General features: G+C 63.0%; 23 protein-coding genes and 1 pseudogene. 14 read left to right on the plus strand and 10 right to left on the minus strand.

The features are described from left to right. Position 1: 1 nt before the first annotated feature. Positions 2 to 1,657 (minus strand): cytochrome-c oxidase, cbb3-type subunit I, encoded by a 1,656-nt coding sequence (ccoN, locus tag E0504_RS01460; protein WP_131621203.1) that lies wholly within the window; start codon positions 1,655 to 1,657, stop codon positions 2 to 4. A 255-nt stretch (positions 1,658 to 1,912) separates the two neighbouring features. Here ccoN and E0504_RS53995 point away from each other — a divergent pair, with 255 nt between their 5' ends. The 5 genes from E0504_RS53995 (at position 1,913) to E0504_RS01480 (ending at position 7,002) form a co-directional block, all read left to right on the plus strand. Further along, positions 1,913 to 2,284: a c-type cytochrome gene (locus tag E0504_RS53995; protein ID WP_373693852.1), complete on the plus strand. Its 372-nt coding sequence runs from the start codon at positions 1,913 to 1,915 to the stop codon at positions 2,282 to 2,284. A gap of 427 nt (positions 2,285 to 2,711) precedes the next feature. Continuing rightward, a complete protein-coding gene (locus E0504_RS01465; protein ID WP_165938371.1) occupies positions 2,712 to 3,761 on the plus strand; it encodes an efflux RND transporter periplasmic adaptor subunit in 1,050 nt (349 codons plus the stop codon). Position 3,762: 1 nt separating this feature from the next. Further along, complete coding sequence (locus E0504_RS01470) at positions 3,763 to 4,968, plus strand: ABC transporter permease (protein WP_131621207.1); 1,206 nt, start codon at positions 3,763 to 3,765, stop codon at positions 4,966 to 4,968. Further along, the gene (locus E0504_RS01475; protein ID WP_131621209.1) at positions 4,965 to 5,651 is read left to right on the plus strand and encodes an ABC transporter ATP-binding protein; all 687 of its coding nucleotides are present in this window, start codon (positions 4,965 to 4,967) and stop codon (positions 5,649 to 5,651) included. The genes E0504_RS01470 and E0504_RS01475 overlap by 4 nt, the downstream gene beginning before the upstream one ends. A 97-nt stretch (positions 5,652 to 5,748) precedes the next feature. Then, positions 5,749 to 7,002: an APC family permease gene (locus E0504_RS01480; RefSeq protein WP_131621211.1), complete on the plus strand. Its 1,254-nt coding sequence runs from the start codon at positions 5,749 to 5,751 to the stop codon at positions 7,000 to 7,002. 671 nt (positions 7,003 to 7,673) lie between these two features. Here the strand turns inward: E0504_RS01480 and E0504_RS01485 are convergent. The 4 genes from E0504_RS01485 to E0504_RS01500 all read right to left on the minus strand — a co-directional run bounded on the left by E0504_RS01485 (position 7,674) and on the right by E0504_RS01500 (position 10,461). Then, positions 7,674 to 8,237 carry a lipocalin family protein gene (locus E0504_RS01485; protein WP_207912068.1) on the minus strand — a complete coding sequence of 188 codons (564 nt, stop codon included), beginning with the start codon at positions 8,235 to 8,237 and terminating at the stop codon, positions 7,674 to 7,676. A gap of 349 nt (positions 8,238 to 8,586) precedes the next feature. Further along, positions 8,587 to 9,177, minus strand: a complete 591-nt coding sequence (locus E0504_RS01490; protein WP_165938372.1) for a pyridoxamine 5'-phosphate oxidase family protein — start codon at positions 9,175 to 9,177, stop codon at positions 8,587 to 8,589. 202 nt (positions 9,178 to 9,379) lie between these two features. Next, positions 9,380 to 10,039, minus strand: a complete 660-nt coding sequence (locus tag E0504_RS01495) for a YoaK family protein (protein WP_131621215.1) — start codon at positions 10,037 to 10,039, stop codon at positions 9,380 to 9,382. 221 nt (positions 10,040 to 10,260) lie between these two features. Further along, a complete protein-coding gene (locus tag E0504_RS01500) occupies positions 10,261 to 10,461 on the minus strand; it encodes a dodecin family protein (RefSeq protein WP_131621217.1) in 201 nt (66 codons plus the stop codon). A gap of 173 nt (positions 10,462 to 10,634) precedes the next feature. Between E0504_RS01500 and E0504_RS51150 the strand changes: the two genes are divergently transcribed. After that, positions 10,635 to 10,967 (plus strand): hypothetical protein, encoded by a 333-nt coding sequence (locus E0504_RS51150; protein ID WP_207912069.1) that lies wholly within the window; start codon positions 10,635 to 10,637, stop codon positions 10,965 to 10,967. 53 nt (positions 10,968 to 11,020) lie between these two features. On the opposite strand, the gene E0504_RS01510 is transcribed toward E0504_RS51150, so the two are convergent. Continuing rightward, positions 11,021 to 11,404 (minus strand): DUF3597 domain-containing protein, encoded by a 384-nt coding sequence (locus E0504_RS01510; RefSeq protein WP_131621219.1) that lies wholly within the window; start codon positions 11,402 to 11,404, stop codon positions 11,021 to 11,023. A gap of 127 nt (positions 11,405 to 11,531) precedes the next feature. Between E0504_RS01510 and E0504_RS01515 the strand changes: the two genes are divergently transcribed. Continuing rightward, positions 11,532 to 12,074 carry a DUF937 domain-containing protein gene (locus E0504_RS01515; RefSeq protein WP_131621221.1) on the plus strand — a complete coding sequence of 181 codons (543 nt, stop codon included), beginning with the start codon at positions 11,532 to 11,534 and terminating at the stop codon, positions 12,072 to 12,074. 44 nt (positions 12,075 to 12,118) lie between these two features. Here the strand turns inward: E0504_RS01515 and E0504_RS01520 are convergent. Together E0504_RS01520 and E0504_RS51155 are read right to left on the minus strand one after the other, a co-directional pair. Beyond that, a pseudogene (locus tag E0504_RS01520) lies at positions 12,119 to 12,323 on the minus strand (GlsB/YeaQ/YmgE family stress response membrane protein). Positions 12,324 to 12,877: 554 nt separating this feature from the next. Further along, entirely contained in the window at positions 12,878 to 13,294 is a 417-nt protein-coding gene (locus E0504_RS51155; RefSeq protein ID WP_373693856.1) for an amidohydrolase family protein, read from the minus strand. On the opposite strand from E0504_RS51155, the gene E0504_RS01530 reads away from it, so the two are divergent. The 4 genes from E0504_RS01530 (at position 13,202) to E0504_RS01545 (ending at position 18,373) form a co-directional block, all read left to right on the plus strand. Then, complete coding sequence (locus E0504_RS01530) at positions 13,202 to 13,732, plus strand: tyrosine-type recombinase/integrase (RefSeq protein ID WP_373693853.1); 531 nt, start codon at positions 13,202 to 13,204, stop codon at positions 13,730 to 13,732. The genes E0504_RS51155 and E0504_RS01530 overlap by 93 nt on opposite strands. A 1,309-nt stretch (positions 13,733 to 15,041) precedes the next feature. Beyond that, positions 15,042 to 15,455 carry a GreA/GreB family elongation factor gene (locus E0504_RS01535; RefSeq protein WP_131621225.1) on the plus strand — a complete coding sequence of 138 codons (414 nt, stop codon included), beginning with the start codon at positions 15,042 to 15,044 and terminating at the stop codon, positions 15,453 to 15,455. 295 nt (positions 15,456 to 15,750) lie between these two features. Continuing rightward, positions 15,751 to 17,289 carry an FMN-binding glutamate synthase family protein gene (locus E0504_RS01540; RefSeq protein WP_373693857.1) on the plus strand — a complete coding sequence of 513 codons (1,539 nt, stop codon included), beginning with the start codon at positions 15,751 to 15,753 and terminating at the stop codon, positions 17,287 to 17,289. Between the two features lie 67 nt (positions 17,290 to 17,356). Beyond that, complete coding sequence (locus E0504_RS01545) at positions 17,357 to 18,373, plus strand: rod shape-determining protein (protein ID WP_131621229.1); 1,017 nt, start codon at positions 17,357 to 17,359, stop codon at positions 18,371 to 18,373. 84 nt (positions 18,374 to 18,457) lie between these two features. Here the strand turns inward: E0504_RS01545 and E0504_RS01550 are convergent, their stop codons facing one another. Further along, entirely contained in the window at positions 18,458 to 19,396 is a 939-nt protein-coding gene (locus tag E0504_RS01550; protein WP_165938374.1) for a DMT family transporter, read from the minus strand. Positions 19,397 to 19,835: 439 nt separating this feature from the next. Here E0504_RS01550 and E0504_RS01555 point away from each other — a divergent pair, with 439 nt between their 5' ends. From E0504_RS01555 to putA, 3 genes are all read left to right on the plus strand, one after another. After that, the gene (locus E0504_RS01555; RefSeq protein ID WP_131621233.1) at positions 19,836 to 20,594 is read left to right on the plus strand and encodes a histidine phosphatase family protein; all 759 of its coding nucleotides are present in this window, start codon (positions 19,836 to 19,838) and stop codon (positions 20,592 to 20,594) included. Beyond that, on the plus strand, positions 20,594 to 21,475 hold the full coding sequence (locus tag E0504_RS01560) for an NAD(P)H-hydrate dehydratase (RefSeq protein ID WP_131621235.1): 882 nt from the start codon (positions 20,594 to 20,596) through the stop codon (positions 21,473 to 21,475). Before E0504_RS01555 ends, E0504_RS01560 begins: the two co-directional genes overlap by 1 nt. An 82-nt stretch (positions 21,476 to 21,557) precedes the next feature. Beyond that, on the plus strand, positions 21,558 to 24,686 hold the full coding sequence (putA, locus tag E0504_RS01565; protein WP_207912072.1) for a bifunctional proline dehydrogenase/L-glutamate gamma-semialdehyde dehydrogenase PutA: 3,129 nt from the start codon (positions 21,558 to 21,560) through the stop codon (positions 24,684 to 24,686). Here the strand turns inward: putA and E0504_RS01570 are convergent. Continuing rightward, the gene (locus E0504_RS01570) at positions 24,683 to 25,318 is read right to left on the minus strand and encodes a TetR/AcrR family transcriptional regulator (RefSeq protein WP_131621237.1); all 636 of its coding nucleotides are present in this window, start codon (positions 25,316 to 25,318) and stop codon (positions 24,683 to 24,685) included. The genes putA and E0504_RS01570 overlap by 4 nt on opposite strands. Positions 25,319 to 25,360 lie beyond the last annotated feature (42 nt).

The following is a 25,360-nucleotide window of genomic DNA, read 5'->3' on the forward strand; positions in this document are numbered from 1 at the left end:
CCTATTCGGCAGGCTGAGCGACGATCGGGCGATCGGCTTCAGGGTTGTAGGGCGCATCGCTCATCGAAGCTTCTTCCCGCAAGCGACCCTCGATCGTGCGCCAGACGTTGACGACCATCACCACTCCCCCTGCGAGATAGAGCAGACCGCCAAACGCACGCATGATGTACAGGGGATGGAGCGCTGCGACGGTGTCGGCGAACGTGTTCACCAGATATCCGTCGGCACCGTATTCACGCCACATGAGGCCCTGGGTGATGCCGGCTACCCACATCGACGCTGCATAGAATACGATCCCCAAGGTCGCGAGCCAGAAGTGCCAGTTGACCATCCGTAGGGAATAAAGTCGCTTGCGTTGCCACAGTCTGGGCACGAGAAAGTACACAGCTGCAAAAGTGATCATGCCATTCCAGCCGAGCGCGCCTGCGTGGACGTGACCGATCGTCCAGTCGGTATAGTGCGACAGCGAATTGACAGCCTTAATGCTTAGCATCGGGCCTTCGAAAGTCGCCATGCCGTAGAATGCGAGCGCGATGACCATCATGCGGATGATCGGATCGGTACGCACCTTGTCCCATGCGCCATTGAGAGTCATGAGGCCGTTTATCATGCCGCCCCAGCTCGGCATCCACAGCACCACCGAAAACACCATGCCGAGCGTCTGCGCCCAGTCGGGCAGCGCGGTGTAATGCAGGTGGTGCGGCCCGGCCCAAATGTAGAGGAAGATCAGGGACCAGAAGTGCAGGATCGACAGGCGGTAGGAGTAAATCGGCCGCTGCGCCTGCTTGGGCACGAAGTAGTACATCATCGCGAGGAATGGCACGGTCAAGAAGAATGCGACTGCATTGTGGCCGTACCACCACTGAACGAGTGCGTCCTGCACGCCGGAAAACGCCGAGTAAGAACGCGAACCCCAGATCGACACCGGTATCGCGAGGTTGTTAACGATGTGCAGCATCGCGATGGTGATGATAAAGCTCAGGTAGAACCAGTTCGCCACGTAAATGTGAGGTTCGGTCCGCTTGGCGAGTGTGCCGACGAAGACGATGAAATACACGACCCAGACGATTGTGAGCCACAGGTCCACGAACCATTCTGGCTCGGCATATTCGCGCGACTGAGTGACGCCGTAAAGGTAGCCCACCGCCGCCAGGACGATGAACATCTGGTAGCCCCAGAACACAAACCGAGCGAGCGCAGGGAAGGCCAGGCGCGCGCGGCAGGTTCGCTGCACAACATAGAAACTCGACGCGATGAGAATGTTGCCGCCAAAGGCAAACACGACACCCGACGTATGCAGTGGGCGCAGGCGACCGAAGTTGTAATACGGCTCGATGTTGAGCGACGGAAATGCCAACTGCAGAGCGATGACCAGTCCGACTGAGAAGCCGACAATACCCCAGAAAACCGTTGCAATTACCCCCCATCGCACCGGATCGTCATCGTAGCGCGACGGATCGGTTGGCATGCGGAAGAGGCTTTGCGCCTTGGCGAGCGGATCGAACCTCGCCGCGGTGGCACAAAGAAATGCAAATGCGACGAGCGCGACGATCGTCATGCTTGCGGCGTAACCGCTGTCGCGTGACATGGCGATCCCAGCGACGGCGAGCAACAACACTCCAAACCATATGCCGACGCGGCCGAGTACTGCTTCCATCGATCCCCTACCTCGTTCAACCGGTTCGGTGGCCTGAGACTTAGCAGCCGGGTCCGACTTAACGCAACTAAGCGCAGCCACGGTGGAGTGGGATTGGGATATAATCCCTAGCGGAACCCACCTAAGTGATGCGACGGAGGCGGGACTGGCTACTTAGCTCTGCGGGCGGTCGTCTAGCACATGGTTCACTCACATGATTCAGTTTGCGCGAATTTAACGTTTGCGTTCACACCGCGAGCACTTAGCTTCAGCAGCATGAGACGAATCCTTATTCCGGTTACGCTGGGCTTGCTTTGTAGCTGCCAAGCCGTCTCCCGCCCTGCGACGCACGCTAGCGTCGAGGGCGCGCTACAGCGCGGAACCGCCGAATGGCGGGGCCAGAAGTTCGTCCAGGATCGCTGCGCAGACTGTCACTCGGTGACTCACAGCGAGACGTCACCGCTGCCTGCGGCTCCCCCGTTCGCGGCTATCGCCAACGGTCCCGAACTGACTAAAGCTACACTGGCAACTTGGCTGAGCAACCATAAAAACTTCCCGGAAGAAATGTACTTCGAGGTTCCCGCCGAACACCTAGATGACATCGCCGCCTATATCTTGACCCTCCGCCGAACGCAGCAAACGCCTTAGACGCGAGGGCTGCTTCTGCCTTAGAGAACCACCGACAGCCCAAAGCGGGTTGCATTTGCCGATCACGTCGGTTCTTGGAGATACGCCGCACTAACCTACGCGCGAAAAAGTGACCTCTGCTACGAGTCTGGCGCGCTCCAATCATCAGCGCCGAGTCACAGCTTTGATGTCATGTAACAGAGCTACGCCGCTACAAGCGGCTCGGCAATTAGACGTAACTCTAATCGAGGAACCCAAGGTATCATGGGATCCGCTTTCGCTGTGCGCGAGCAGCTATGCGGGCAGTCCAAATCTCCGCCCCCAAGGTTGCGCGATCATCAGCAGGCGCAGCAAGCGAGCAAACATCGGTGAGTGATTTGACGCGAAGATCGGCATGTGCCCATGCTCGGCCAGAGCAGAAATTCCGAACACATCTGACCGGATCACTATGACCACAAGGAAAGCGGCGCTAGCGACCCTGGCCGTCATTGCGATGGTGGCAGCGGCCTATTGGTTCCTGGTACCCCGGGAAAAGGAAGTCCTCACGCTCACTGCCAAGGTTGCCCGGGCCGAGCGCATCCTCGCGGTGAATGGTCGCATTCGGCCGCGTCTCCAGGTTGATATTCGTTCATCCGTAGGGGGCGAACTGATCGCGCTGCCGTTTGATGTGGGTGATCGCGTGGAAAATGGGCAGGTTATCGCCCGAATTGACGACGCCCCCGAACTGGCTGCCGTCGCTGAGGCGGAAGCATCGGTACGCACGCAGGAAGCGACGCTTGCCCAAGCCCGCAGAGATCTCCGACGGTTCGAAGCGCTTGGTCAATTTGCCACCAAACGCGACGTCGAAGCACGGCGCCTCGCGGTGGTGGAAGGGGAACGGGAACTGAACCGCCGCCGGGCGGGCGTGACTCAGGTCAGCGAACAACGTGAGCGACGGGTCTTACGCGCGCCGTTTGCCGGCGTGATCCTTGAGCGGCTTGTCGACCCGGGCCAGACAGTCGGACTGGAAAGTATCATCTATCGGCTGGCAAACCTTTCGAGTCCTGAGGTGACCGCAGAGATCGACGAAATCTATGCCGCGGAAATCCGCCCCGGGATGGAGGCTCGGGTCAATATGCCCAGTCAGAGCGAACAATTGAAGGCAGTCGTTGCCCATGTGGAGCCACGGGTCGATCCAGCAACGGGCGCGCGCGATGTCCGGCTGGAGCTGATCGACGAGGCTGTGAATGCGCCTTCTGGTCTGACGGTCACAGTGAACCTGCTGATCGAAACAAGGAGCCGCGCCATCAGCGTGCCACGTAGCGCCATTATTCAGAGCGGCAGCGGCGCGACGGTGAGACTTGTCGACCAGGATGGTGCAGTGACCGAGCGTCGGATCCAATTTGTCGACTGGCCCGCCGAAGAGGTCATTGTCACTAGCGGACTGAAGGCCGGTGAGCGGATTCTCGTTGATCCGGATTCGGCCGCACCGGGCGAGAAGGTCACGGCTACCGAATGACATGAACCCCTATGCCGTCAAGCTCGCCACCCGCCATCTATTGAGCCATCCGGGGCAAACGGCACTGCTGATGGCAGGTGTCGCACTGGGTGTCGGCGTGTTCATCTTCATGAGCGCGCTCATCGGCGGGCTGGCCACTTTGCTTACGTTACGAACGGTGGGGAGCATTCCCCATGTCGTCCTTGAGATGCCGGATCGAGACCCGGTGATTCTGTCCACGGTGCGCGGTGTTCAATCGGTTCTTCAGAAGGATCTCAGCCGTAGAAATCAGATAGCGATCTGGCAGCCGGCGATACCAATCATAGAGAAGACGTCGGGTGTCACGGCGGTATCACCGCAGATCAGGGGGTCGGCCTTCGTTGAACGCGGCCAGGCCGTCGCACCAGTCGGTGTAATTGGGGTGATGCAGGACAAGCTGTCGGTCATCGCCGATATCAGGGGCGCCCTTTCGGAGGGAAGCAGCAATCTGCCGCCCGATGGCATACTGATCGGCAGCAGGCTTGCGAGCGACCTTGGGCTGCGGGTCGGGCAGGTCGTGCGCTTGAACTCCGATCGCGGACGATCACGCAGCTTCCGGATCGGCGGTATTTTCAGTCTGGGCATCGCCAGCGCCGATCGCCAGGCCGTCTACATGAACTTCACAGCCGCACGCGCGCTGTTCGATCTTCCTACCGGGATTTCCAGAATAGAAGTAAAGGTCGAGCCCGCGACCGATGCCGCCAAGATCGCGACGCATCTGCGCCGCTCGACCGGTTTAAAGACAACCGCCTGGACCGAGGACAACAGTCAACTGTTCGAGGGTCTCGATGCCCAGGCGCGCACCGGGACGATCATCAAGGCCTTTTCGCTCATCACGATTGTCGTCGGTATCGCCAGCGCGATGTTGCTGTCCATCGTGAGGCGCCAGTCCGAAATCGGTATCATGCGCGCGATGGGAGCCAGTAAATCGCTGGTGATCTCGATCTTCGTTCTGGAAGGAACGCTCATCGGCTTCATCGGCGCGCTGGTCGGAGCGGCGTGCGCCTGGGTCGCCCTGTTGCCCTTGCCCCCGGTAACCGAGATCAGCAGCGGCGGATTGCCGATAGACCGGCAGCAGGGGGATTTCCTCCTGGCGATTGCGCTGACCACGCTGGCCGCCATTCTCGCGTCAATCCTGCCGGCTCGCAACGCGGCGCAGGTCGACCCGGTGGAGGCGATCGGCGCATGAGCAGCGATCCGATCCTTCGCGTGGGAGCTCTCACCAAGAACTTCGGTCAGGGGGACAGCGAGGTACTTGTTCTCAAAGGCATCGATCTGTCGATCAACTCGGGTGAAATGACTGCGCTGCTGGGTCCGTCTGGTTCGGGAAAAAGCACCTTGCTCAGCATCCTTGGCACGCTGATGCGGGCGACTAACGGCTCTCACGAGATGCTGGGAGTCGATCTCATGCACGCCAGCGCCGCGCAGCGAACCGAGTTTCGCAGCAAGCACCTCGGCTTTGTTTTCCAGTTTCACCATCTTCTCCCCGACCTCTCGGCGGTAGAGAACGTGATGATGCCCGCGGCCTGCGCGTCCGGACGGGTAACCGGCGCGATGCGGGATCGGGCGGCCGAACTGTTGGACGCGGTCGGCCTAGCGGATCGCCGCGACTTCCGCCCCGGGGCGATGTCCGGGGGGCAGCGTCAGCGCGTCGCGGTAGCGCGCTCTCTGATGAACGGCCCTGCTCTTGTACTCGCGGACGAGCCGACCGGAAACCTCGACCGCGCGGCGGCGGATCATGTCATGGAATTGCTGCGATCGATAAACGAAACGATGGACACCAGCTTCCTGATCTCAACGCATGACGAACACATCGCGGGGCAGTGTCGACGCCGTGTCGAACTCATGGATGGCCGGATTATCCGGTCATGACGCGAAGAGACTTCTTCACGACGCAGCACCCAAGCGAACCGCGCAGGCCGCCTAAGACTCGAATTTACGCCTTCGCTGCGCTTCTGGTCAGGGCCCAATGACGATCGCCCCCGAACCGCATGTGACCGGCGTCCAGAGCAACGCGACGGGTCTTGTCCGATCGCTGAGCCTCACACACACCGTCCTGTATGGGGTAGGCGTAACCATCGGCGCCGGGATCTACGTTCTTGTCGGCGTGGCAGCGGGTCGCAGCGGGATGCACGCGCCGCTCGGGTTCCTTCTAGCCGCGATTGCCATGGGCATGACCGCTGCCTCTTTCGCCGAGCTTGGTACCCGGATGCCGGTGAGCGCTAGCGAGGCGGCCTATGTCGAGCGAGCCTTTCATCGCCGGTGGTTGAGCCTAGGCATGGGCCTGCTGGTCATCATCACGGCGACCATTTCGGGTGCTACGATCAGTTCTGGCAGCGCGGGCTACGTTGCGGTCTTCCTCGATCTGCCGCCAACCTCGATCATCGTTGGCGTCGTTATCCTGATGGGAGCGGTGGCCTGCCTGGCAACGACCCAGTCTATCGCGGTCGCAGGCCTGATGACTTTAGTGGAAGTCGGTGGTCTGCTGGTGATCATTGGCGCCGGCCTGACCGAAGGCACGACTGACTTTGCGCGCTTGCCTGAGATGATCCCTTCGCCCGGCGAAGAGTCCGCGTGGATGGCGCTCGGCGGCACCACGCTGATCGCGGTGTTCGCCTTTGTCGGGTTCGAGCACATCGTCAACGTGGCGGAGGAGATCAAGAACCCCGGACGCACGCTTCCCAGGGCGCTGTTTGCGACCTTGGGAATTACCGCGCTGCTATATGCACTGGTGGTTTGGACCGCGGTCACGGCGGTGCCACCGGAAGAACTCGCACGGTCTTCCGCCCCGCTTGCGGCAGTGTTCGAGAGGATCACTGGTCGGCCGCCACAGTTCATGAGCGTGATCGCCATCGTGGCGACGCTCAATGGCATCGTGGTCCACATGATCATGATCGCGCGGGTTCTCTACGGCCTGTCCAGCCAGGGCAGCCTTCCCGGTCCGCTGTCGCGTGTGAACCGGTTCACCCGCACACCGCTGGTCGCCACTGCGGCCGCGATAAGCGCGATCCTGTTGCTGGCGGTGCTGGTCCCGCTCGAGGGACTGGCGGAATGGGCGGCAAGAGGGACGCTGGTGATTTTCGCAGGGGTCAATGCGGCGCTGATCAAGATCAAGCGCGCTGGCGGGCCAGTGCCGGAAGGTGTGTTCAACTGTCCATTGCCGATCGTCTACGCCGGCTTGCTGCTGTCAGTTCTTCTGCTCGTCTTCGACCTGCTCGATTGAAGCACAGCTACGATTTGGCCTTCCGCCGCAGCCTTGCTTTCACGAGCACTTCAATGTCGATGGCATGCTGAGGCCAAGCGCTCCTGCCGCGCAGTCAGAAGCGGTAACCGTAACCTATTCCTGCCCTGAATTGCGTGGCCTGTCCGCGCTCCACGACAAGGGGACAGTTCTTCGCCACTCCGCCAAGTCGCTCGAAGCTGGAGAACGCGGTGATCGCGCCCCACGCCGTCGGGGATCGAAGCGAAGAAGACCTCACCGTAATTGACCCGGAGATCGGGATAGATCGACAGCACGTAGTCCTTGGACCCCTGCCAAGCGGGGCCGACAACGGGGGCCGCTCCCACCGTGACCGACCATCCCTCGTCCACTGGCGGCCGGCCGGTCGCTTCCCCGGGAGCCTGCCCTGGCTGAGCAAAACCCGGGACGCTCCACAGAACCGCAATCACAGTAAGGCCGAGGCGCATTTTTTTCTACGGTAAGCGGCGGAACGCTGCAGGTGCTCGCCATTCACATCGCTGGATGGATATGCCCCGAATAGGTGGGACGGTTGCGATTTCTTCGCGCGCGCCGGTCCTTGCCATGACCTGGACCACTGCATTGGCCGCGCAGACCTGATTATTCGACGGATGCTCAAACGCGCGGCCGGGCATGCAGGTGCCAGCCTTTCCAGGCTAGGGTTGTTTGCTCCTATTGAGCATCGTCGTATCGTACCCCATCGCGCGGGCGCGATTGATCAGCGCCTCGCGCTCCGCCTCCGGCGGGGTCGCCATGCGGTGAAGGATCCAGAGATATCGGCCCGATGGTTCGCCGACGAGCGACCATCGATAGTCATCCGCGTGATCCAGGATCCAGTAATCGCCGAAAAATGGCCCGAAGAAACTGACCTTGAGCTTCGAGTTCGTCGCCCGATCGACGACCTTTGCTCGGCCCTTGGCTTCTTTCACCTTCCCGTCGGGCTTGCGGCATCGATTGAGCACGCCGATCGTCCCGTCCGGGCGAAGCGTATAATCGGCCGATACCCCTTCGCAGCCTTTTTGGAAGCTTTGCTCGTACCGCGCAATTTCAAACCATTTCCCCGAGTATCTTGTCAGGTCGACCGCCTTGGCGGGTTGAGGTACGGCGTTGTTGCCAACCGGGTGCTTGATCCCGACGGCAGCGCACCCACTTACGGCGACCGAAGCGACCAACACGCCCAGGACGGCAAAAAGGCGTATTTTGGACCTCGGCGATGTCAACGTGCTGATCCTGATTGGCCGGGTCTTTTCATGTCCCCTAACGATGAGCCCGTCCGGAACGCAATGCAATGTACGGCTAGGACCCAAGGTGCGAGCGGAAAACGCACATGTGCGAGAAAGAGCAGCATTGCTGACGTTCCCGTGGGCTTGCGAAGCGCTCCGATTGGCAACCTCGAGATGTTCGAATTAGGTTGCAAGCGCGATGGCGGCTTTTATCACTCTGCCAACTAAAAGCGGACTGGCAGTAAGCGGCCCAGCTTCTGTCGTTCAAGTCGTGCCCGCGCGAGCGACTGCTTCCGAGAACGCGCGGTATCAGTTCGAATGTCCGGCATTGGGTGGAAAGCGGATACTATGCCCTGGGCGGTAGCATCAGCCCTTGAGGCTGCCAGTGTCGCTGATCGGGCATGATGCCTTTTCCCATGACTTCCATTCGCTGTGGCGCAAACCGGATCAGCGCCAAGTCCTCGGGATAGGCAGGCCATTGCGCCCGATACTGTTCCGGCGGGCCGTGTGCGGCAATGGACTGCGGGTCAGTATGCACCGACGCCAGGCCCAGGAAACTGGCGTAGAAACTGCTCTTCGTGCCGTTCTCAATGTCATCGAAGCCGAAGTGAAGCGCGGCCTTCGGATTGGCCTCGATCTGTCCGGTCTTGCGGCTTCCTCGCCGTGTCGAGATCCACAAGCTCCAGTCGTCGGTAGGATCATTGACGCCGACAGGACGAGCGCGAGGCATACCGCTCGCGTCGATGGTAATCAGAACGCCGACCCAATCTTCTTTGATGATCTCGCGGGCCGCTGCCATGATAGTAGACACATCGTCGACCTGGTAGATGTCGGACCCGTCTTGTCCGATGGCTCCGTCCCGGCTTCGCGTAGGGAGAACGCCAATGAGACCCGCCGCTGGAGCCCCGGCAAGCAACTCTCGGCGTTTCAGGCTCATCGCGTGTGTCCCCATGCCTAACTTGCGAAGCTGCATGAGAATGCGCCAGCCGACCTATGTCCGCAATGGGGTCGTTTGCTGACCGGCAGATTTTTGGCAGCGTGCGTGCGTAGCAGACGGGCTGCTTAAAGGCGCAGCGGAGCCGAGCCGCTACGTCTGATACTGGGTGGGAAGCGGACACAGCTTCCTAAAGCAACGCTGCTCAACTGATGCCAGGCGGCTCTCGTTCTCTAGTGACCCACCAAGTGGCGATGACAAGGGACATGGACGCGATTGCGGTGCCCCAAAGACTGGCATTAGCCGCCAACACGAACCCGAGGGCGCCGGTAATCCCTCCAGCCACAAGGGAAAGCCAGAGCAGAAGGTATGGCAACCACGAAGCTTCGTGCGAACCTCGCAACGCATCAGCCAATCGATGCCCCAGCTTAACAAGCGTGCCGGTCATGTAGGTGACCCCAATGCTGACTTCCCCGTCGCGCCTGAATATGGCGTTGGCAGCACCCATCGCGATGCACAGGCAGGCAATGGCCAACCTGTCAGAGCCGAAGCTGTCGGCCGCTGCGGCGGCAATCAGGACGGTAGCAACGACAAGTGTGGCGGTGACCTTACGGTAACGGGCGATCACGCTCTCGCTGATGACCACACTTAGTATAACGCCCGTGACGAACAGAGCGATAAGTGCGGCCGCCGCTGCGCCCACGGGTGCGGTTTCGGCCAGCCCGACCGCAAGCCGGGTGGAGTTGCCGGTCATAAAAGATACGAACAAACCGCCTGACTTCAGAAAACCGATGGCGTCGACCGCACCGGCCAGGGCAGCGTAGCCCATCGCCAGTAAACGCTTGTCTCTCTCGTAACGCAGCATCACTGCCCCTTGAGAGGGACCGACGAGAACTTGTTTACGTCTATCACGAACGGCCAAGGCATAGCGCTAAGCTAGCGCCAGAAACGATGACAGCAATGGGTCGTCTGCGGCTGGTCCGCTCCTCGCGCGCCGTCCTCTGGTATAGGTCACGAACTGGGTGGAAAACAGACCTTCGGCCGATAATGCCGAGACTAGCGATTGGCCGTTCTGTTCAACCTGGGCTATTGAACGATAAACGTAACGGACAGGATCACGCGCCATTCGCTGACCTTGCCGTCTCTTACCGTTACCTTGGTGTCCTTCACCCACGCGCCCTCGATGCCCTGGATGGTCTCGGATGCCTTGGCGATGCCACTGGCGACCGCATCCTCGATGCCCTTGTTCGAGCTTGCAATGATCTCGATTACTTTCGCGATTGCCATGTCGGTCTCCATCGGCTGGGATGAACGTGACGGTATGGACTTCGTGCGAGCAATGGCAAGCGGCGAACCCCGGCGCTTGACTATGCCGGCCAATGGCCCACGCTGCGCAGACGCTAGCGGATGAGAAGCGCTGGCTGTGGATGGGACCAGACCCCCAAGAATGGAGCCATGACATGATTGTTCGTAAGATCGCACTTATCGGCCTGTGCGCCGCGCTGGCCGCCTGTGGTTCCGAGCCGGCCGAAGTGGCGGCACCGACGGCAACCGCTTCGGCCACGTCGATGGTGGCACCCGCAGCCCAAGACTCCGCCACGATGAAGGCGGCACCTGAAGGTTTGCCTTCGCGAATTGCCCGCGAGGTCATCGCCGCGAGCGGCCAAACCTGCGCCGCCGTGTCGAGCGCGGAACGCGGGGCTGACGGCACCATCATCGCCACCTGCTCCGGCGGCGAAAGCTACCAGGTCTACACGGATGCCGCGCAAGGCCCGATGGCCGTTGCCCGGTAAGAAGCTGATCGAGCAAGCCGGCCCCGCCACGCGGCGGGGTCGGCCGGCCGGCTTCAGTCCAGCAGTTCGGCGGGCACCTTGCCGCCGTTGGCCGCGAGCTCACGCATCGTTGCCTTGTGCAGCCAGATGTTCATTTCTGCGCTGCCGTCGAGCTCCCCGGTGTAGCCAAGCTCGCGGGCCAGCTCCTTGCGGTTATCGAGGCTTGAATCGACGCCGATCAGCTTCATCAGGTCGACGATCGACGACCGCCAGTTGAGATCCTTGCTTTGGGCCATCGCCGCCAGAGTTTGCTCCACGTCGACTTCGGAAACCGCAGCGGGTGCGGTCTGCTGCGGCTGCGGAGAGAGGCTTCCGCCAGCGGCGCCGGTCCCGGCGGGAGGCGTCGCGGCGCGCGCTTTGGGAAAGATGGCGTCCTTGATTTTTCCGAAGATGCTCATGGGGTGACTCCTCTTGGGGGAGCGCGACCGTGCGCTTCGGTCCCGCACATGGCAAGCGCCGTTTCGCCAAGTTGCCAAGCGCCGGCATGCGCCTAAAACGAACCATCAGCTACCCTTGGAGACGACCATGGACCTTAACGACATTCTTCGCTCGCAAGGCGGCATCGAAGCCATCGCCGGCCAACTCGGGATTTCCGAAGCCGAAGCCCAGCGCGGCGCGGCGGCGCTGCTGCCCTCGGTGCTGAGCGGTTTCGGGCAGCGTGCCGGGGGCGCTGACATGGGCGGGCTCGGCGGGCTCGGCGCTGTCCTAGAATCGCTCGGCGGCGGCAACCTGACGCGCGACGTCGTCAGCCCGGCACCGACCCCGGTCAGCAAGGGCAATGACATTCTCGGCGAGATATTCGGCTCAAAGGAAGTCAGCCGCGAGGTGGCGGGCGAAGCGTCGCAATCAACCGGGCTCGATCCCGCGCTGCTGAAGAAAATGCTGCCGATCGTCGCCATGCTCGTCGCGGGCTACCTGTCATCTCAGTCCAGCCGACCGGGTCAAGGCGGCGGTCTTGGCGATCTGCTGGGCCAGGTGCTCGGCGGTATGGGAGGCGCAAGCGGAAGCGGCGGACTGGGCGGCGGGCTCGGTGGGGTGCTCGGCTCGATCCTTGGAGGACGCCGCTAGTTGCGTTTGCAAGGGGGGTGGGCGCGAGCGCCCACCCGTCCCGATTAGCGAATTTGTTTGCGCTGCACGAGATTCACGATTCCGAGGAGAATCGCCGCGCCGACAAACGCAACGATCAGCCCAGTTAGCGAGAACTCCTGCACACTGCCGCTTAACCCCAACAGCGGGCCGGCGATCAGGTTGCCGATCAGCGATCCGACTATGCGAACGATGATGTTCCAGAAGACGCCCATTGAGGCATCGGTTCATCACCACGCTGGCCCGTCAGCCCGCAACGCCGCCGACATTCAGCGCGATAATCCCATGTGTTCTCTCCGTGACTGTCACGCGACCCCTGGTGGCTTGCGTTGGAGAAGTGGGCAGTCGGTCCTGGAGTTAGCCCATCCCGCGGAGGTCATTCCCGTGGCTGCCGAACTGCCGCTCTGTCCGTCCTTGTTTTGGTAGTGAGCTCCGCGCCTCGGTTGCGGCTGATCTCCCGGCCGATCTTTTCCGCTTCGGCTTTGGTTCGGTGACGTCGCTTGCTTGCTTGCCGCCGTCGCGCTTGACGTGCCAACCGTGGTCCTTGTGCGGCATTATGCGACGAGTATCTCGCGCCAAACGCTCTCTCTCCGGCAGAAACCCCAAGTCTCTCGTATTGTCGGCGAGATCACAAGGGGCAGACCATGCGGTCGGCGCAGTCTCAAGTCGTTGGCCAACACAGGAACTTGAAAGGCAGGTGTCTGCCATGGGGTCGATTGCGGCTGGTCTGCTTTCAGGCTTCGAGCCACTCGCCAGCTACGGCGCAGTCCGGGGGGAAGCGGACATCATCGTCCGTGGTGTTTGTCGATCTCTTCCTTCGACAGCCTTAGGAAGCGCGCCGCATTGTTATAGAGAATGTCGCGCTTCTGCTCTTCGCTGAGGAAGGGTGCAGTGGTGATGCTGTCGACCGCCACCTCGATGGCCTGGGGCCAGACCATCTGATCGCTGCCGAACATTACCCGCTTGCCATAGCCCGCTTCCACCAGCCGGCGCAGGTGCACCCAGAACTCAGCGCGGCTAACACCAACGTTGTCAGCAGAGATGTCCACGTAGACCTGAGGATGCGAGTAAAGGACGGCGATCATTTCATCCGTGAATGGCATTCCGGCGTGCATGACATACAGCCGCAGCTTGGGATGGCGGACGAGCACATCCTCGAGAAGAAGTGGGTTGCCGAGCGAGGCGCGATACTTCGGGTAAATCCAATATGGACCGCCCGGAACCTGGTTGCTGGCTACGAGGTGCGGACACGAGCGATGGTGATTCAGCAGAAGAACAGACGACCTGTGCAATTCGAACTGACCAGCGATGTGCGAGCTAGCCTCTTCGCCTGGTTCGAACGATGTGGTGGCTCGTTAAATGAGCACGCTTTCCCCAGCCGCATTGACCGCACGCATCACATAAGCACACGACAATATGCTCGGTTGGTCGATGAGTGGGTGACCGCGATTGGCCTGCGACGCGCTGAATACGGCACGCACTCGTTGCGGTGGACTAAGGCGTCAATGATCTATAAGGCGACTGGCAATCTTCGTGCCGTGCAGATCCTGCTTGGCCACACCAAGATCGAGAACACGGTCCGTTATCTTGGCGTCGACATTGAAGACGCGCTTACGCTCGCCGAGCACACCGATATCTGACGTTGCAGCGGCCATCCCACTAGCTGGGATGGCTGCTTCCCGGCGCTACGCGATCGAAATGAAGCGTCGGCACGTGGGTGGAAAGCCGCCATTCGATCATGGCAGATGAACCGCCTCCTGCGACAACAGCTTCTGAAGTAGAGCTTCACGGGGGTATGCTCCCATGTGCCCAAAACCGCTTGGGCAGGGTGACCGGCGTCCGATGAGTTGAATCTGGTAAACTCGCCCTCCTGCTCCTTGAGCGGCCGCGAGTTCGTCAGGTCTTTGTGCTATGTCGCGAACATTGAGCCACGTGTAGTCAAACTCACCTATTTCGAATGCCCGCATAACCTCTCGCAAGTCGTTGGCACCCTCGAAGAACGCTGAATGCTCTAGGCCAAGCTCCCACATCCCTGCTAACTTTTGTGGCGGGCCAGAAGGTTCACAGATAGCCGGATTGCGGCTCATAATGAGCGATGCCCGTTCGATGCTGCCGCCACATCGCTCGATGAGGGTTTCGGATAAGGCGAGGCACTCACGGGCTGAGTAAGCAGTCTTCCAAGCTGGTTCCGTTGCGAGTTCGTTCTGTTGGCCTCTGCCGCATGCTCCAAGGAGCAACATACAAATGACGACCGAGCGAAACATTTCGCGACGCTATGATCGCGAACGGACGTCCGCAATTGGGCCGGAAGCGGACTGGCCGCTATCGGTGGCCGCAGCGCCGTAAGCTGCCTTTCCGCGAGCGACCCTATGCAGACGGTAACGGCAGAGCAAATCCAGCTGGTGGGCCGGCTGGCACAGGCGCATAATACGCTCGTTCAGCTGAAGGAGGGGATGCTTCGCGCCGATCTACCAGAAGCACCGGGTCAAGGTATCGCCACGCTCCCATTCATGCCTGGATTGGCGCAGCGGTGGTCTCCTCGTCCATCTTCATCTGGCATGCTCTCGGCATCATTCCGACAGAAACTACCAACAATCTCTCCAAGACTTTTTGTATCCCGCTCGACTTTGCAGCCGCCTAGCCACCCCGGTGTCCTCTTAGACGACCCAACCCAAGAAGCTTTTATGCTAATTCGAGCGCATCGAGCCGTTGGCCGCGCGTTGGTTCGCGTAGCAGTCGCATTCATTGACAATGTCGACAAGGGGTCCAACATGAAGCCCATGGACCCTTGGGCACCTTATTTCCGGTTCTGGAATCATTCGGGACAACTGCTCGCATGCAGTTGGTCCCCAGGCCGCTCGTTCATCTGAAGCGGCTTGGGGGCCGACGCTCGCTTGAGGCGGAGCGCGTCAAATCTTCACCCACGCATCTTCAGCCGGAAAATCGAAAATGACCCTGAGAACTGTTGCGTCCGACGAGGCGCCCCCGATCCACATTACGAGCGTCGACTATGACTTGGTCGCCGAGCTGGCGATCCGGCTGGAGGCGCACGATCCGAGATTGAGCGCCCTGATCCTCAACGAGATCGACCGCGCCCATATTCACGAGAGTGGTGATATTCTCCCCGACATCGTCGCTATTAGCTCCGAGGTGACCTTCGCAGACGGCATCAACGGGTCCGAACGCACGGTGACGCTCGTACTGCCAGGCCAAGCGGACATCGAAAAGGGCCGCATCTCCGTTCTGACCTCGGTCGGCGCCGGGTTGCTCGGGATGCGCGTGGGAAGCACAATCGAGTGGCCTTGTCCCGACGGACGGCCGCGAACCCTCACTATCCTTCGCGTGAAGCCGAGCGAAACGTAGAAGGTGGGCCAAACGGCAGCTCGCTTCGCACGCCAATGACGGGTTTCTTGTTCGGATTGGACCAAGAAAACCTCTGTGGAGTAGCCGTCTGAGGAAGGCCCAACCATTCGACGAGCGGCGAACCTATCCGCCTTGGCCTCAGCCCCAATCCAAAGTCGACATTCCATTCGCGGCCATCGAGCCGCACGGCATCGCCGTTGTCCGGCGCGCCGGACAACACTCACGGAGCCCTCTCGTGTCTTTTGCCCGCTTTACCGCTTTCGGTGTCAGCATCGTCGCGCTCGCAGTCTCTGGAATCGCTCTGCCGTCAGTATGGGCGGTCGCTGTGTTCCTGGTATCCGGGGCGCTTGTCGGCGTGGGGATTCACGACCTCAGCCAGCCGCTCCATTCGGTGCGCCGCAACTATCCGATTCTTGGCCATTTTCGCTGGTTCTTCGAGGAGATCCGCCCCGAAATCCGCCAGTACCTGATGGAAGATGATCAGGTGAAGGTGCCATTCTCCCGCGCGCAACGCAGTCTGGTCTATGCGCGCGCCAAAAACGATAGCAGCGAACGTGCATTCGGGACTCTGACCGACGTCTATCTCAACGGTTACGAGTTCATTTCCCATTCTGTACGACCGGTCGCGGCAGGCGATCCGGCGGGCTTTCGCGTGCCCATCGGCGGGGCGGACTGCACGCAGCCTTACTCCGGCTCGATCTTCAACATTTCGGCCATGAGTTTTGGCTCGCTCAGCGCCAACGCCATCCTCGCCCTCAACAAGGGGGCCAAGATGGGCGGCTTCGCGCACGACACGGGTGAAGGTAGCATCAGCCCCTACCACCGTGAGCACGGCGGCGACCTGATCTGGGAAATCGGCAGCGGCTATTTCGGCTGCCGCACCGAGGACGGGCAGTTCGATCCCGTACGGTTCGCCGAACAGGCGGCCAGTCCCCAGGTCAAGATGATCGAGATCAAGCTCAGCCAGGGGGCCAAGCCGGGGCATGGCGGAATCCTGCCGGGCTCCAAGGTCTCGGCTGAAATCGCTCTGACTCGCGGCATTCGCCAAGGTGAGGACTGCGTGTCGCCGGCGTTTCATCCCGCGTTCTCGACGCCGCTGGAGATGATGGCATTCATCGGCCAATTGCGGATGCTGTCGAACGGCAAGCCGATCGGCTTCAAGCTGTGTGTCGGCCAGCCTTGGGAGTTCATGGGCATCGTCAAAGCGATGCGGATCACAGGGATTCTGCCCGACTACATTGTGGTTGATGGTGCCGAGGGCGGGACCGGTGCGGCGCCGCTGGAATTTGCCGATCATCTTGGAATGCCGATGCGCGAGAGCCTGCTGTTCGTTCACAACACACTTGTGGGCGCCGGCCTGCGCGACCAGATCCGCGTTGGCGCGGCGGGCAAAATCGTGAGCGCGTTCGACATTGCCGCCGCGCTCGCGCTCGGTGCCGATTGGACCAACGCCGGTCGGGGGTTCATGTTCGCACTCGGGTGCATTCAGTCTCTGACCTGCAATACCAACCTGTGTCCCGTCGGCGTGGCGACGCAAGACCCATTGCGCCAGCGCGCCCTGGTGGTCCCGGATAAGGCCGAACGTGTCTACAATTTCCACCGCAACACCCTACGGGCGCTGTCGGAGATGCTAGCAGCCGCCGGGCTCGTCCATCCAAGTGAGGTGGGACCCCACCATCTTGTCCGCAGAGTGAGCCTCACAGAGATCAGGATGTTTTCCCAGCTGCACATGTATCTTAGCGACGGCGAATTGCTCACCAGCGACCACAATCGCGATTTCTACAGCTCGGCGTGGAAACTGGCTCGTGCGGACTCGTTCGCTCTCGCCGCGTAACCAGCCCGTGATGAATGAGCCGAGTTGCGGCGTGTGTCCTGACGTTTGAGGTGCTAGGTCTGCCCTGATGATTTCACACTCACCTTCCGCAACGCGAAAGCGCACTCTCGGCATCGATCTTGGCACGGCCAACACGATCGTCGTCGCGCCGGGAGCAGGCATCGTGTACGATGAGCCCACCGTGTGCTGCTTCCAAGCCTACGATGCCGTCCCGCGGTTTGTCACTGCGGGAACAGAAGCGCGCAATTTCGTAGGCCGGGTTGCGAAGCCGCTCAAGATCGTCCGCCCGCTTCGAAACGGTGTTCTGAGCGACATGGTCGCCACGCGCGAGCTGTTCCAGTTCGTGCGGCGGTCGGTCGGACCCCTGCGCAGGTTCGGGAAAATCAGACCCGATATCGGGATTCCGGCAGACGCAACGCAAAGCGAGCGGAGGGCGCTTGAAACTGCTGCCATGGACGCCGGTTTCGCAAGACCGCGGCTTTTCTCCGAACCTCTTCTAGCAGCGATCGGACTTGGCCTGGATATTGCCGAGCCCCGCGGCCGGATGATCGTGGACTGCGGTGCGGGAACCACCGAAGTAGCTGTGATCTCGCTGGGAGGAGTTTGCCTGAGCAAGGCGGCCCGAGGTGGGGGCGAAGCGCTCGATCAGGCTTTGATCGACTATTTCGCTTCACACCACCGGTTCAAGATCGGCCATTCTTCTGCCGAGGCACTGAAGATCCAGCTCTCGAACGTGCTGGCTGGCGATGGGGAGAAGGATTGGGTAGAGGTTCGCGGCCTGGAAATGGCCACTGGTCTCCCTCGAACTGTGCAGATGCCGGCGGCCGAGGTGCTGCCGGTTTGGCTGAAACACGTTGAACAAATCGTCCACATCGTTCGCGACGCGTTAAGTGAAACGCCGCCGGGGCTATCGGAAGGCATTCTGGAGGATGGCATCATCCTTACTGGTGGTGGTGCACTCGATAGAATGATCGCGGATCGTATCGAGGCCGAGACCGGCGTCAGGGCCTATGCCGCCGAGGGAGCACTGCATTCGGTAGCGCGCGGGCTGGAGCGCCTCATCGAAGGTAGTTCCGTGCGTTGATAACTCCTCGTTCGCGTCACCGCCGGGGCTGGAATATCTTGCGGCACGCACCGGGTCGGACAGGCGCTCGCTACCGCGGCTGAGTTACGCTGAGATCCGCATGATCCGATCGCGCGCCTCGTTCGAGGCGCAGAGAATGCCGACGCCGATCAGGCCCATGCCCAGAAAGTGGAACCAGCGGATTGGCTCGGCCAAAAGAACATAGGCGAGAACAGCCCCGATCACCGGCATGATGTTGAGGTAAAGTGCGGTAGGGGCCGATCCCAGCAGCTCAACGCCGCGATTGAAGAACAAGTAGGCGATCAGCGAGGGAAACACACAGACATAGGAAATCGCGAGCCAGCTGTCCGTCGTGTTGACGATAAGGCGGCCGTTCGCAATCTCGCCCAGGTAAAAGGGGAAGAGTGCTGCAAGGCCCATGGCGAAAGTCGTGGCCAGGAAGCTCAAGGGGTGGACAGCCGGTCGCTTGCGCAGAAGCACCGCGTAGAACGACCAGACCACCACTGCGGCGCAGATCACGAGATCCCCCGGATTGAAAGCCATCGCTCTGAGGCGGCTCAGATCACCGGCAAGAACGATCATCAACGCGCCACCGATCGAAAGCGCGACGCCGAGCACCTGGGGAACACGAACCCTTTCGTGAAAAATTATCGCGCCAAGCAATACGATCAAGGCGGGCTGCAGCGATTGCAGAAGCATCCCGTTAAGCGCCGTCGTGGAGCGCAGGCCCGTGTAGAGCAGGGTGTTGAAGGCACCGATCCCCAGCGTGCCCAGCGCCACCACCCAGATCCAGTTTCGGCGCAGGACGGGGAGATCGCGCCGTAGATGCGGCCATGCAAATGGAAGCAGCAGCGCCAATGCAAGCGCCCAACGCCAGAAGGCGAGCGCCACTGGTGGAACCACATCCCGCGCGGCACGCCCGACAATCGAATTGCCGGCCCAGAAAAGGGCGGTGAACGTGAGCAGCAGGTAGGGCCTGGACCAGAACCAGTCGACCAGACGGGAGGTAGGTGAGTGCGTCAAAAATGCGCCTGCTCTTTGGTTACGCTTGAACAGCTCTCGTGCTCGCTTGTGCCACCGGCAGGCGGCCTGATGATGGTATGAGACTGACCGGTTTCCGGAAACAGCCCAAAATACCGGATTCAGCAGCCGGGGTGCCGAAAAGCTTTCGCTAAACCGCCGGTTATCCTTCCCTGTTCGACCGGCGAGACGTCCCTGTTCGTTCGAACAGTTTTCCCTGTTCTCTCACTAGGGAACTTGCTTAGCAAACTGGCCGATTTCCGCCGATTCAAACGCCCTAGTTTGACCCAGCTAGCCCGAAAAAATAGATTATCCCTGTAAATCCCTGTTAATCAGGGAAATCAAGAAGAGACCCGTTCGCTCTGGACTGCGTCGCGCACCATGATCACCCCCCATCTCCCAGTGGCGGAACCGTCAGCGCGCTCCGAGCGCTTGAGGGGGCGTGAACTGGCCGTCCCAACTCATCATCGTCCGCCATGGGCAGAGCGCCGGCAATGTCGCGCGCGACGTCGCGCACGAGGCGGAGGCTGACCGCATCGCGCTGCACAACCGCGACGCCGATGTTCCCTTGAGCGACCTTGGCCGCGAGCAGGCGACCGCGCTGGGCCACTGGTTTGCCGGAATGCCTGCCGACGAGCGGCCCGAAGTGCTGCTGTCCTCGCCCTATCTGCGGGCGCTTCAGACCGGCGAGCACTTCCGCGCCGCCGGGGGCACTCACGCGCACGAGCCGATCTGTTTCGACGAGCGGCTGCGGGAGAAGGAATTCGGGGTGCTCGACGGGCTGACCACGATGGGCATCGCCAACGTCTTTCCCGACCAGGCCGAGTTCCGCCGCCTGCTGGGCAAGTTCTATCACCGGCCGCCCGGCGGCGAGAGCTGGTGCGATGTGATCCTGCGCCTGCGATCGGTGCTCGATACGATCTCGCTGCATTATCGCGGGCAGCGGGTGATGATCTTCACGCATCAGGTGGTGGTGCTGTGCCTGCGCTACATCATCGAAACGCTGGACGAGGCGGCGATCCTGGCCATCGACCGGGAGGCGAACGTCGCCAACTGCTCGATCACCGAATACCGGCTCGATCCGCACGCCGGGGCGACCGGCAAGCTGGTGCTCGCTCGCTACAACGTCACCGCGCCGATGCAGCAGCAGGCGACGCCGGTGACCAGCGAACCCGACCAGATCGCCGGCGCGCGCGGCTGATGGAGCGGCTCGACCCGGCATGGCTGCGGGCCCACCCGCTGCCGGCGATCTCGCACGGCGGCGACAAGCACGCGCGTGGGTGCGCCCTGATCGTCGGCGGCTCTGCGTTCGTGCCGGGCGCGCTGTTGCTGACCGGAGAAGCGGCGTTGCGGGCCGGGGCCGGCAAACTGCGGCTGGCGACGGTGGATGCGGCGGCGATCCCGCTGGCGGTGCGGATGCCCGAAACCGCGATGATCGCGCTGCCGGCCAGCCGCGACGGCGAGCTGAGCGCGGACGCCGCCGATGTGCTGGGCGAGCGGCTGGGCCAGTGCGATGCGCTCGTCCTCGGTCCCGGCATGGCCGCGAGCGACGAGGCGGAGCGGCTGGTGGCGCAAGTGATCGGGCAGGCGGCCGCCGACTTGCCGATCATCCTCGACGCAGGGGCGATGACCTCCGCGGCTGGCTTGCGCAGCCAGATCGCGGCGCGCGGCGGCAGGACCGTCATGACGCCGCACGCGGGGGAGATGTGCAAGCTCGCCGACGTTCCGATCCAGGCGGTGCGGGACGATCCACGCGGAATCGCCGCGCGGGTGGCGCGGGAGTTCGGCGCGGTGGTGGCGCTGAAGGGTGAGCGGACGATCGTGATGTCTCCGGCGGGTGACTGCGTCCGGTTCGAAGGCGGCAACAACGGGCTGGCGACCAGCGGGTCAGGCGATGTGCTGGCGGGGGTGATCGGCGGGCTGGCGGCGCGCGGAGCGGACGCATTCACCGCCGCAGCGTGGGGCGTGTATGTCCACGGCACCGCGGGCGAGAGGGCCGCCAGCGAGGTGGCGCCGATCGGCTACCTCGCGCGCGAGTTGCTGCCGCATGTGCCCGCCATCATCGCGGAGATTTCCGGCTGATCGCCCCGCGCGAGTGGCCCAACTGTCCGGCGGCTTTCCGCAAGGCTTGATCGCGGCGATGCGCGGGTGCAGGGCGCGCGCCATGCCCGCGCCTATCGACCGCCAGCCGCTCCGTCTCGCATACCGGCAGGAGGAGGAAGCCTGCGTTGCCGAGCGCCTCCGGATGGCCGCTCCCGCCAGCGCCGTCCATGCCGATGCGGCGCGCATCGCGGAGCAGCTGATCGTGGGCGCACGGGCCCGCAAGGCGAGCGGACTCGACGCCTTCCTGCAGACGTATGGCCTGGCGACCGAGGAGGGCATCGCGCTGATGTGCCTCGCCGAAGCGTTGCTGCGGGTGCCCGACGCCCGCACCGCCGACGCGTTGATCAAGGACAAGATCGGCGACATCGACTGGAGCGAGCACCTCGGCGAATCGAGTTCCACCTTCGTCAACGCCGCGACCTTTTCGCTGATGCTGACGGGCGAAGTGCTCGACCCGCCCGAGGCGCACCAGCGCGGCATGGGTGCGACCCTCAGGCGCGCGATGGGCCGCCTGGGAGAGCCGGTGATCCGCACCGCCACGCTGCAGGCGATGAAGATCCTCGGCGGACAGTTCGTGTTCGGCCGCACCATCGACGAAGCGCTGAAGCGCGCCGCCCCCGAACGCGCGCGCGGGCTTCAGCACAGTTTCGACATGCTGGGCGAAGCGGCGATGACCTTTGCCGACGCGGAGCGCTATCGCCGCAGCTACGAGGCGGCGATCGCTCGCCTGTCGCGCGAGACCGCGCAAGGGTGGGAGCAGTCGCCCGGCATCTCGGTCAAGCTGTCGGCGCTCTATCCCAAATACGATTTCCTCCATGCGGAGGCGGCGAAGGCGGCCCTGGTGCCGATGATCCGCGATCTCGCCGCCAAGGCGCGCGACGGCGGCATGCACTTCACCATCGATGCCGAGGAGGCCGAGCGGCTCGAGCTGTCGCTGGACATCATCGAGGCGCTGGTCGCCGACGACAGCCTGTTCGACACCGGCGAGAGCGGCGGCTGGAGCGGCTTCGGGCTCGCGGTGCAGGCATACCAGAAGCGCGCCGTGCACGTGTGCGACTGGGCGGCCAAGGTGGCGCGGCGGCACGGTCGCCGGCTGTTCGTCCGGCTGGTCAAGGGGGCGTACTGGGATACCGAGATCAAGCTGAGCCAGGTCGGTGGCTACGGCGATTATCCGGTGTTCACCCGCAAGCTGTCGACCGATGTGTCGTACCTTGCTTGCGCGGCAAAGCTGCTGGAGGCCGAGGACGCGATCTTTCCGGCCTTCGCCACGCACAACGCCTACACCATCGGCGCCATCAAGGCGCTCGCGGCGAAGCGCGCCACCGCCGGCGGTTTCGAATTCCAGCGTCTCCACGGGATGGGGGAGGACGTCTACGGCGAACTCGCGCGGATCGAGGGCAACGCCCGCACCCCGGTGCGGATCTACGCGCCCGTCGGGGGGCACAAGGACCTGCTGGCCTACCTCGTCCGGCGGCTGCTGGAAAACGGCGCCAATTCGAGCTTCGTCAACCGCATGGCCGATGCCGACGTGCCGGCGGCCGAGCTGACCGGCGATCCGGTCGCCGAACTCGCGGGCATCCAGCCCAGGCGCAACCCGGCGATCCCGCTGCCGTCGCGCATCTTCGGCGCGCGGGCGAACAGCATGGGCGTCGACCTGTCGGACCCGCTGGTGCGCGAACCGCTGCTGGCCCGCTTGCAGGAGCTCGCCAGCCGTCAGTGGGAGGCCGCGCCGACGCTGCACGCCGCCGAGGCGGGCGAGATCGCGCCGATCACCTCGCCGCATGACACCGCGCACCAGGTGGGGGTCCGGCGCGATGCGACCGCGTCCGAGGTGGCCGAGGCGATCCGCCGGGCCGAGGCCATCCAGCCGGGCTGGAACGCGCTGGGCGGGGAGAAGCGCGCGCTGCTGCTGGACGCCGCGGCCGATGCGTTCGAGGCGCACATGGCGGAGTTCATCTCGCTGTGTCAGCGCGAGGCGGGCAAGACCCTGGTCGATGGCGTGCTGGAAGTGCGCGAGGCGGTCGATTTCCTGCGCTTCTATGCCGGCGAGGCACGGCGGTTGTTCTCCGCGCCGATCCCGCTGCCGGGGCCGACGGGGGAGGAGAATCGCCTGACGCTGGCGGGACGCGGGGTGTTTGCGACCATCAGCCCGTGGAATTTCCCGCTGGCGATCTTCATCGGCCCGGCCGCGGCGGCGCTCGCCGCCGGCAACACGGTCGTCGCCAAGCCCGCCGAGCAGACCCCGCTGATCGCCGCCCTGGCGATCCGGCTGTGTCACGATGCCGGCATCCCGCCCGAGGTACTGCAACTGCTGCCGGGCGCGGGCGAGGTGGGACAACTGATCACCTCGGATCCGCGCGTAGCGGGTGTCGCCTTCACCGGTTCGACCCAGACCGCCCAGGCGATCAACCGCAGCCTCGCCGCGCGCGAAGGACCGATCGCGACGCTGGTGGCCGAGACCGGCGGCCAGAACGCGATGATCGTCGACAGCTCCGCCCTGCCGGAACAGGTCACCCGCGACGTGGTGGCCAGCGCCTTCCAGAGCGCCGGGCAGCGGTGCAGCGCGCTGCGCGTGCTGTACCTGCAGGACGACGTCGCCGATGCCGTGCTGGAGATGATCCGCGGTGCGTTCGAAGCGCTAGTGATCGGCGATCCGGCGCACATCGACACCGATGTCGGCCCGGTGATCGACCAGGATGCCCGCGCGGCGCTGGAACGGCACGTGGCCCGGCGCGCGACCGAGGGGCGCACCGTGTGGCGGCGCGACTTGCCGCCCGGGCTGGCGAAGGGGTGCTTCGTGGCGCCGACGATCATCGAGATCGCGTCGATCCGCGACCTGAAGCGCGAGAATTTCGGCCCCGTGCTGCACGTCGCGCGCTTCGCCGGGGGGGAGCTGGAGCGGGTGATCGCGGACATCAACGCCACCGGCTTCGGCCTGACGCTCGGGCTCCACAGCCGGATCGCGGAAACGCGCCGGACGGTGGAGCGGCTGGCGCGCGTGGGGAACCTCTACGTCAACCGCAACCAGATCGGCGCGGTGGTCGAAAGCCAGCCGTTCGGCGGCGAGGGGCTGTCAGGCACCGGGCCCAAGGCGGGCGGGCCACACTACGTCCTGCGCTTTGCCACGGAACGGGTAGTGACGATCGACACGACCGCAGCCGGCGGGAACGCCAGCCTGCTGGCAAGCTAGCGCGCGGCGATCCCGTCGCGGAGCAGGCTTTCGACCCCGGCGGTGATCTCTTCGATCGAGCGGTCCTGATCCCACACGCCGAACCGCAGGCCGAGGAACACGTTCATCCCCATGGTCGCCCAGGCGCGGACTTCGTTGTCGCCGGGGGACATGGTGCCCGCCGCCACGTTCTGATCGAACCGCGCGGCGATGCGCGCGGCAGTGCCTTCGTAATGCGCGCGGTAGCTGGCCGGATCGGCGAACTCGGCCTCGTCGATGATGCGGTAGATTTCCTTGTGCTCGCGCGCGAAGCCAAGGAACGCGGCGAGCGCCTGCCGCTCACGGTCCAGCCCTGCCGCTTCGGGCGGCACCTGTGCCGATACGATAGCCGCCACGCTTTCGCTCATGTCCTTCACCAGCGCGGAGAAGATCGCCTCCTTGCTGTCGAAGTAGGTATAGAAGCTGCCCAACGCGGTGCCCGCCCGGCGGGTGATCCCGCTGATGGACGCGGCGTGGAAACCCAGTTCGCCGAACTCTTTCGCTGCGGCGTCGAGCAGCTTGCGCAAGGTCTCGCGCCCTCGCGCCGTGCGCGGTTCCTTGCCCGGGCTGGCCGCGACCGGCATGTTTAGAGTGGGGTCGGGACCTGTTGCCATCGCGCAACGAGTATGCCGCAAGCGGGACCGGCGCAATGAAAA

The organism is Parafrankia sp. BMG5.11 (assembly GCF_004337455.1).

What these genes read in the sequence shown, in the direction of transcription:
- E0504_RS01515 (WP_131621221.1), top strand. Translation starts at nt 11,532, where the DNA reads ATGGACCTTAACGACATTCTTCGCTCGCAAGGCGGCATCGAAGCCATC.
- E0504_RS53995 (WP_373693852.1), top strand. Translation starts at nt 1,913, where the DNA reads ATGAGACGAATCCTTATTCCGGTTACGCTGGGCTTGCTTTGTAGCTGC.
- E0504_RS01500 (WP_131621217.1), bottom strand. Translation starts at nt 10,461, where the DNA reads ATGGCAATCGCGAAAGTAATCGAGATCATTGCAAGCTCGAACAAGGGC.
- E0504_RS01535 (WP_131621225.1), top strand. Translation starts at nt 15,042, where the DNA reads ATGACCCTGAGAACTGTTGCGTCCGACGAGGCGCCCCCGATCCACATT.
- E0504_RS01490 (WP_165938372.1), bottom strand. Translation starts at nt 9,177, where the DNA reads ATGAGCCTGAAACGCCGAGAGTTGCTTGCCGGGGCTCCAGCGGCGGGT.
- E0504_RS01545 (WP_131621229.1), top strand. Translation starts at nt 17,357, where the DNA reads ATGATTTCACACTCACCTTCCGCAACGCGAAAGCGCACTCTCGGCATC.
- E0504_RS01495 (WP_131621215.1), bottom strand. Translation starts at nt 10,039, where the DNA reads ATGCTGCGTTACGAGAGAGACAAGCGTTTACTGGCGATGGGCTACGCT.
- E0504_RS01470 (WP_131621207.1), top strand. Translation starts at nt 3,763, where the DNA reads ATGAACCCCTATGCCGTCAAGCTCGCCACCCGCCATCTATTGAGCCAT.
- E0504_RS01480 (WP_131621211.1), top strand. Translation starts at nt 5,749, where the DNA reads ATGACGATCGCCCCCGAACCGCATGTGACCGGCGTCCAGAGCAACGCG.
- E0504_RS51150 (WP_207912069.1), top strand. Translation starts at nt 10,635, where the DNA reads ATGATTGTTCGTAAGATCGCACTTATCGGCCTGTGCGCCGCGCTGGCC.
- E0504_RS01570 (WP_131621237.1), bottom strand. Translation starts at nt 25,318, where the DNA reads ATGGCAACAGGTCCCGACCCCACTCTAAACATGCCGGTCGCGGCCAGC.
- E0504_RS01465 (WP_165938371.1), top strand. Translation starts at nt 2,712, where the DNA reads ATGACCACAAGGAAAGCGGCGCTAGCGACCCTGGCCGTCATTGCGATG.
- E0504_RS01475 (WP_131621209.1), top strand. Translation starts at nt 4,965, where the DNA reads ATGAGCAGCGATCCGATCCTTCGCGTGGGAGCTCTCACCAAGAACTTC.
- ccoN (WP_131621203.1), bottom strand. Translation starts at nt 1,657, where the DNA reads ATGGAAGCAGTACTCGGCCGCGTCGGCATATGGTTTGGAGTGTTGTTG.
- E0504_RS01510 (WP_131621219.1), bottom strand. Translation starts at nt 11,404, where the DNA reads ATGAGCATCTTCGGAAAAATCAAGGACGCCATCTTTCCCAAAGCGCGC.
- putA (WP_207912072.1), top strand. Translation starts at nt 21,558, where the DNA reads ATGCCCGCGCCTATCGACCGCCAGCCGCTCCGTCTCGCATACCGGCAG.
- E0504_RS01560 (WP_131621235.1), top strand. Translation starts at nt 20,594, where the DNA reads ATGGAGCGGCTCGACCCGGCATGGCTGCGGGCCCACCCGCTGCCGGCG.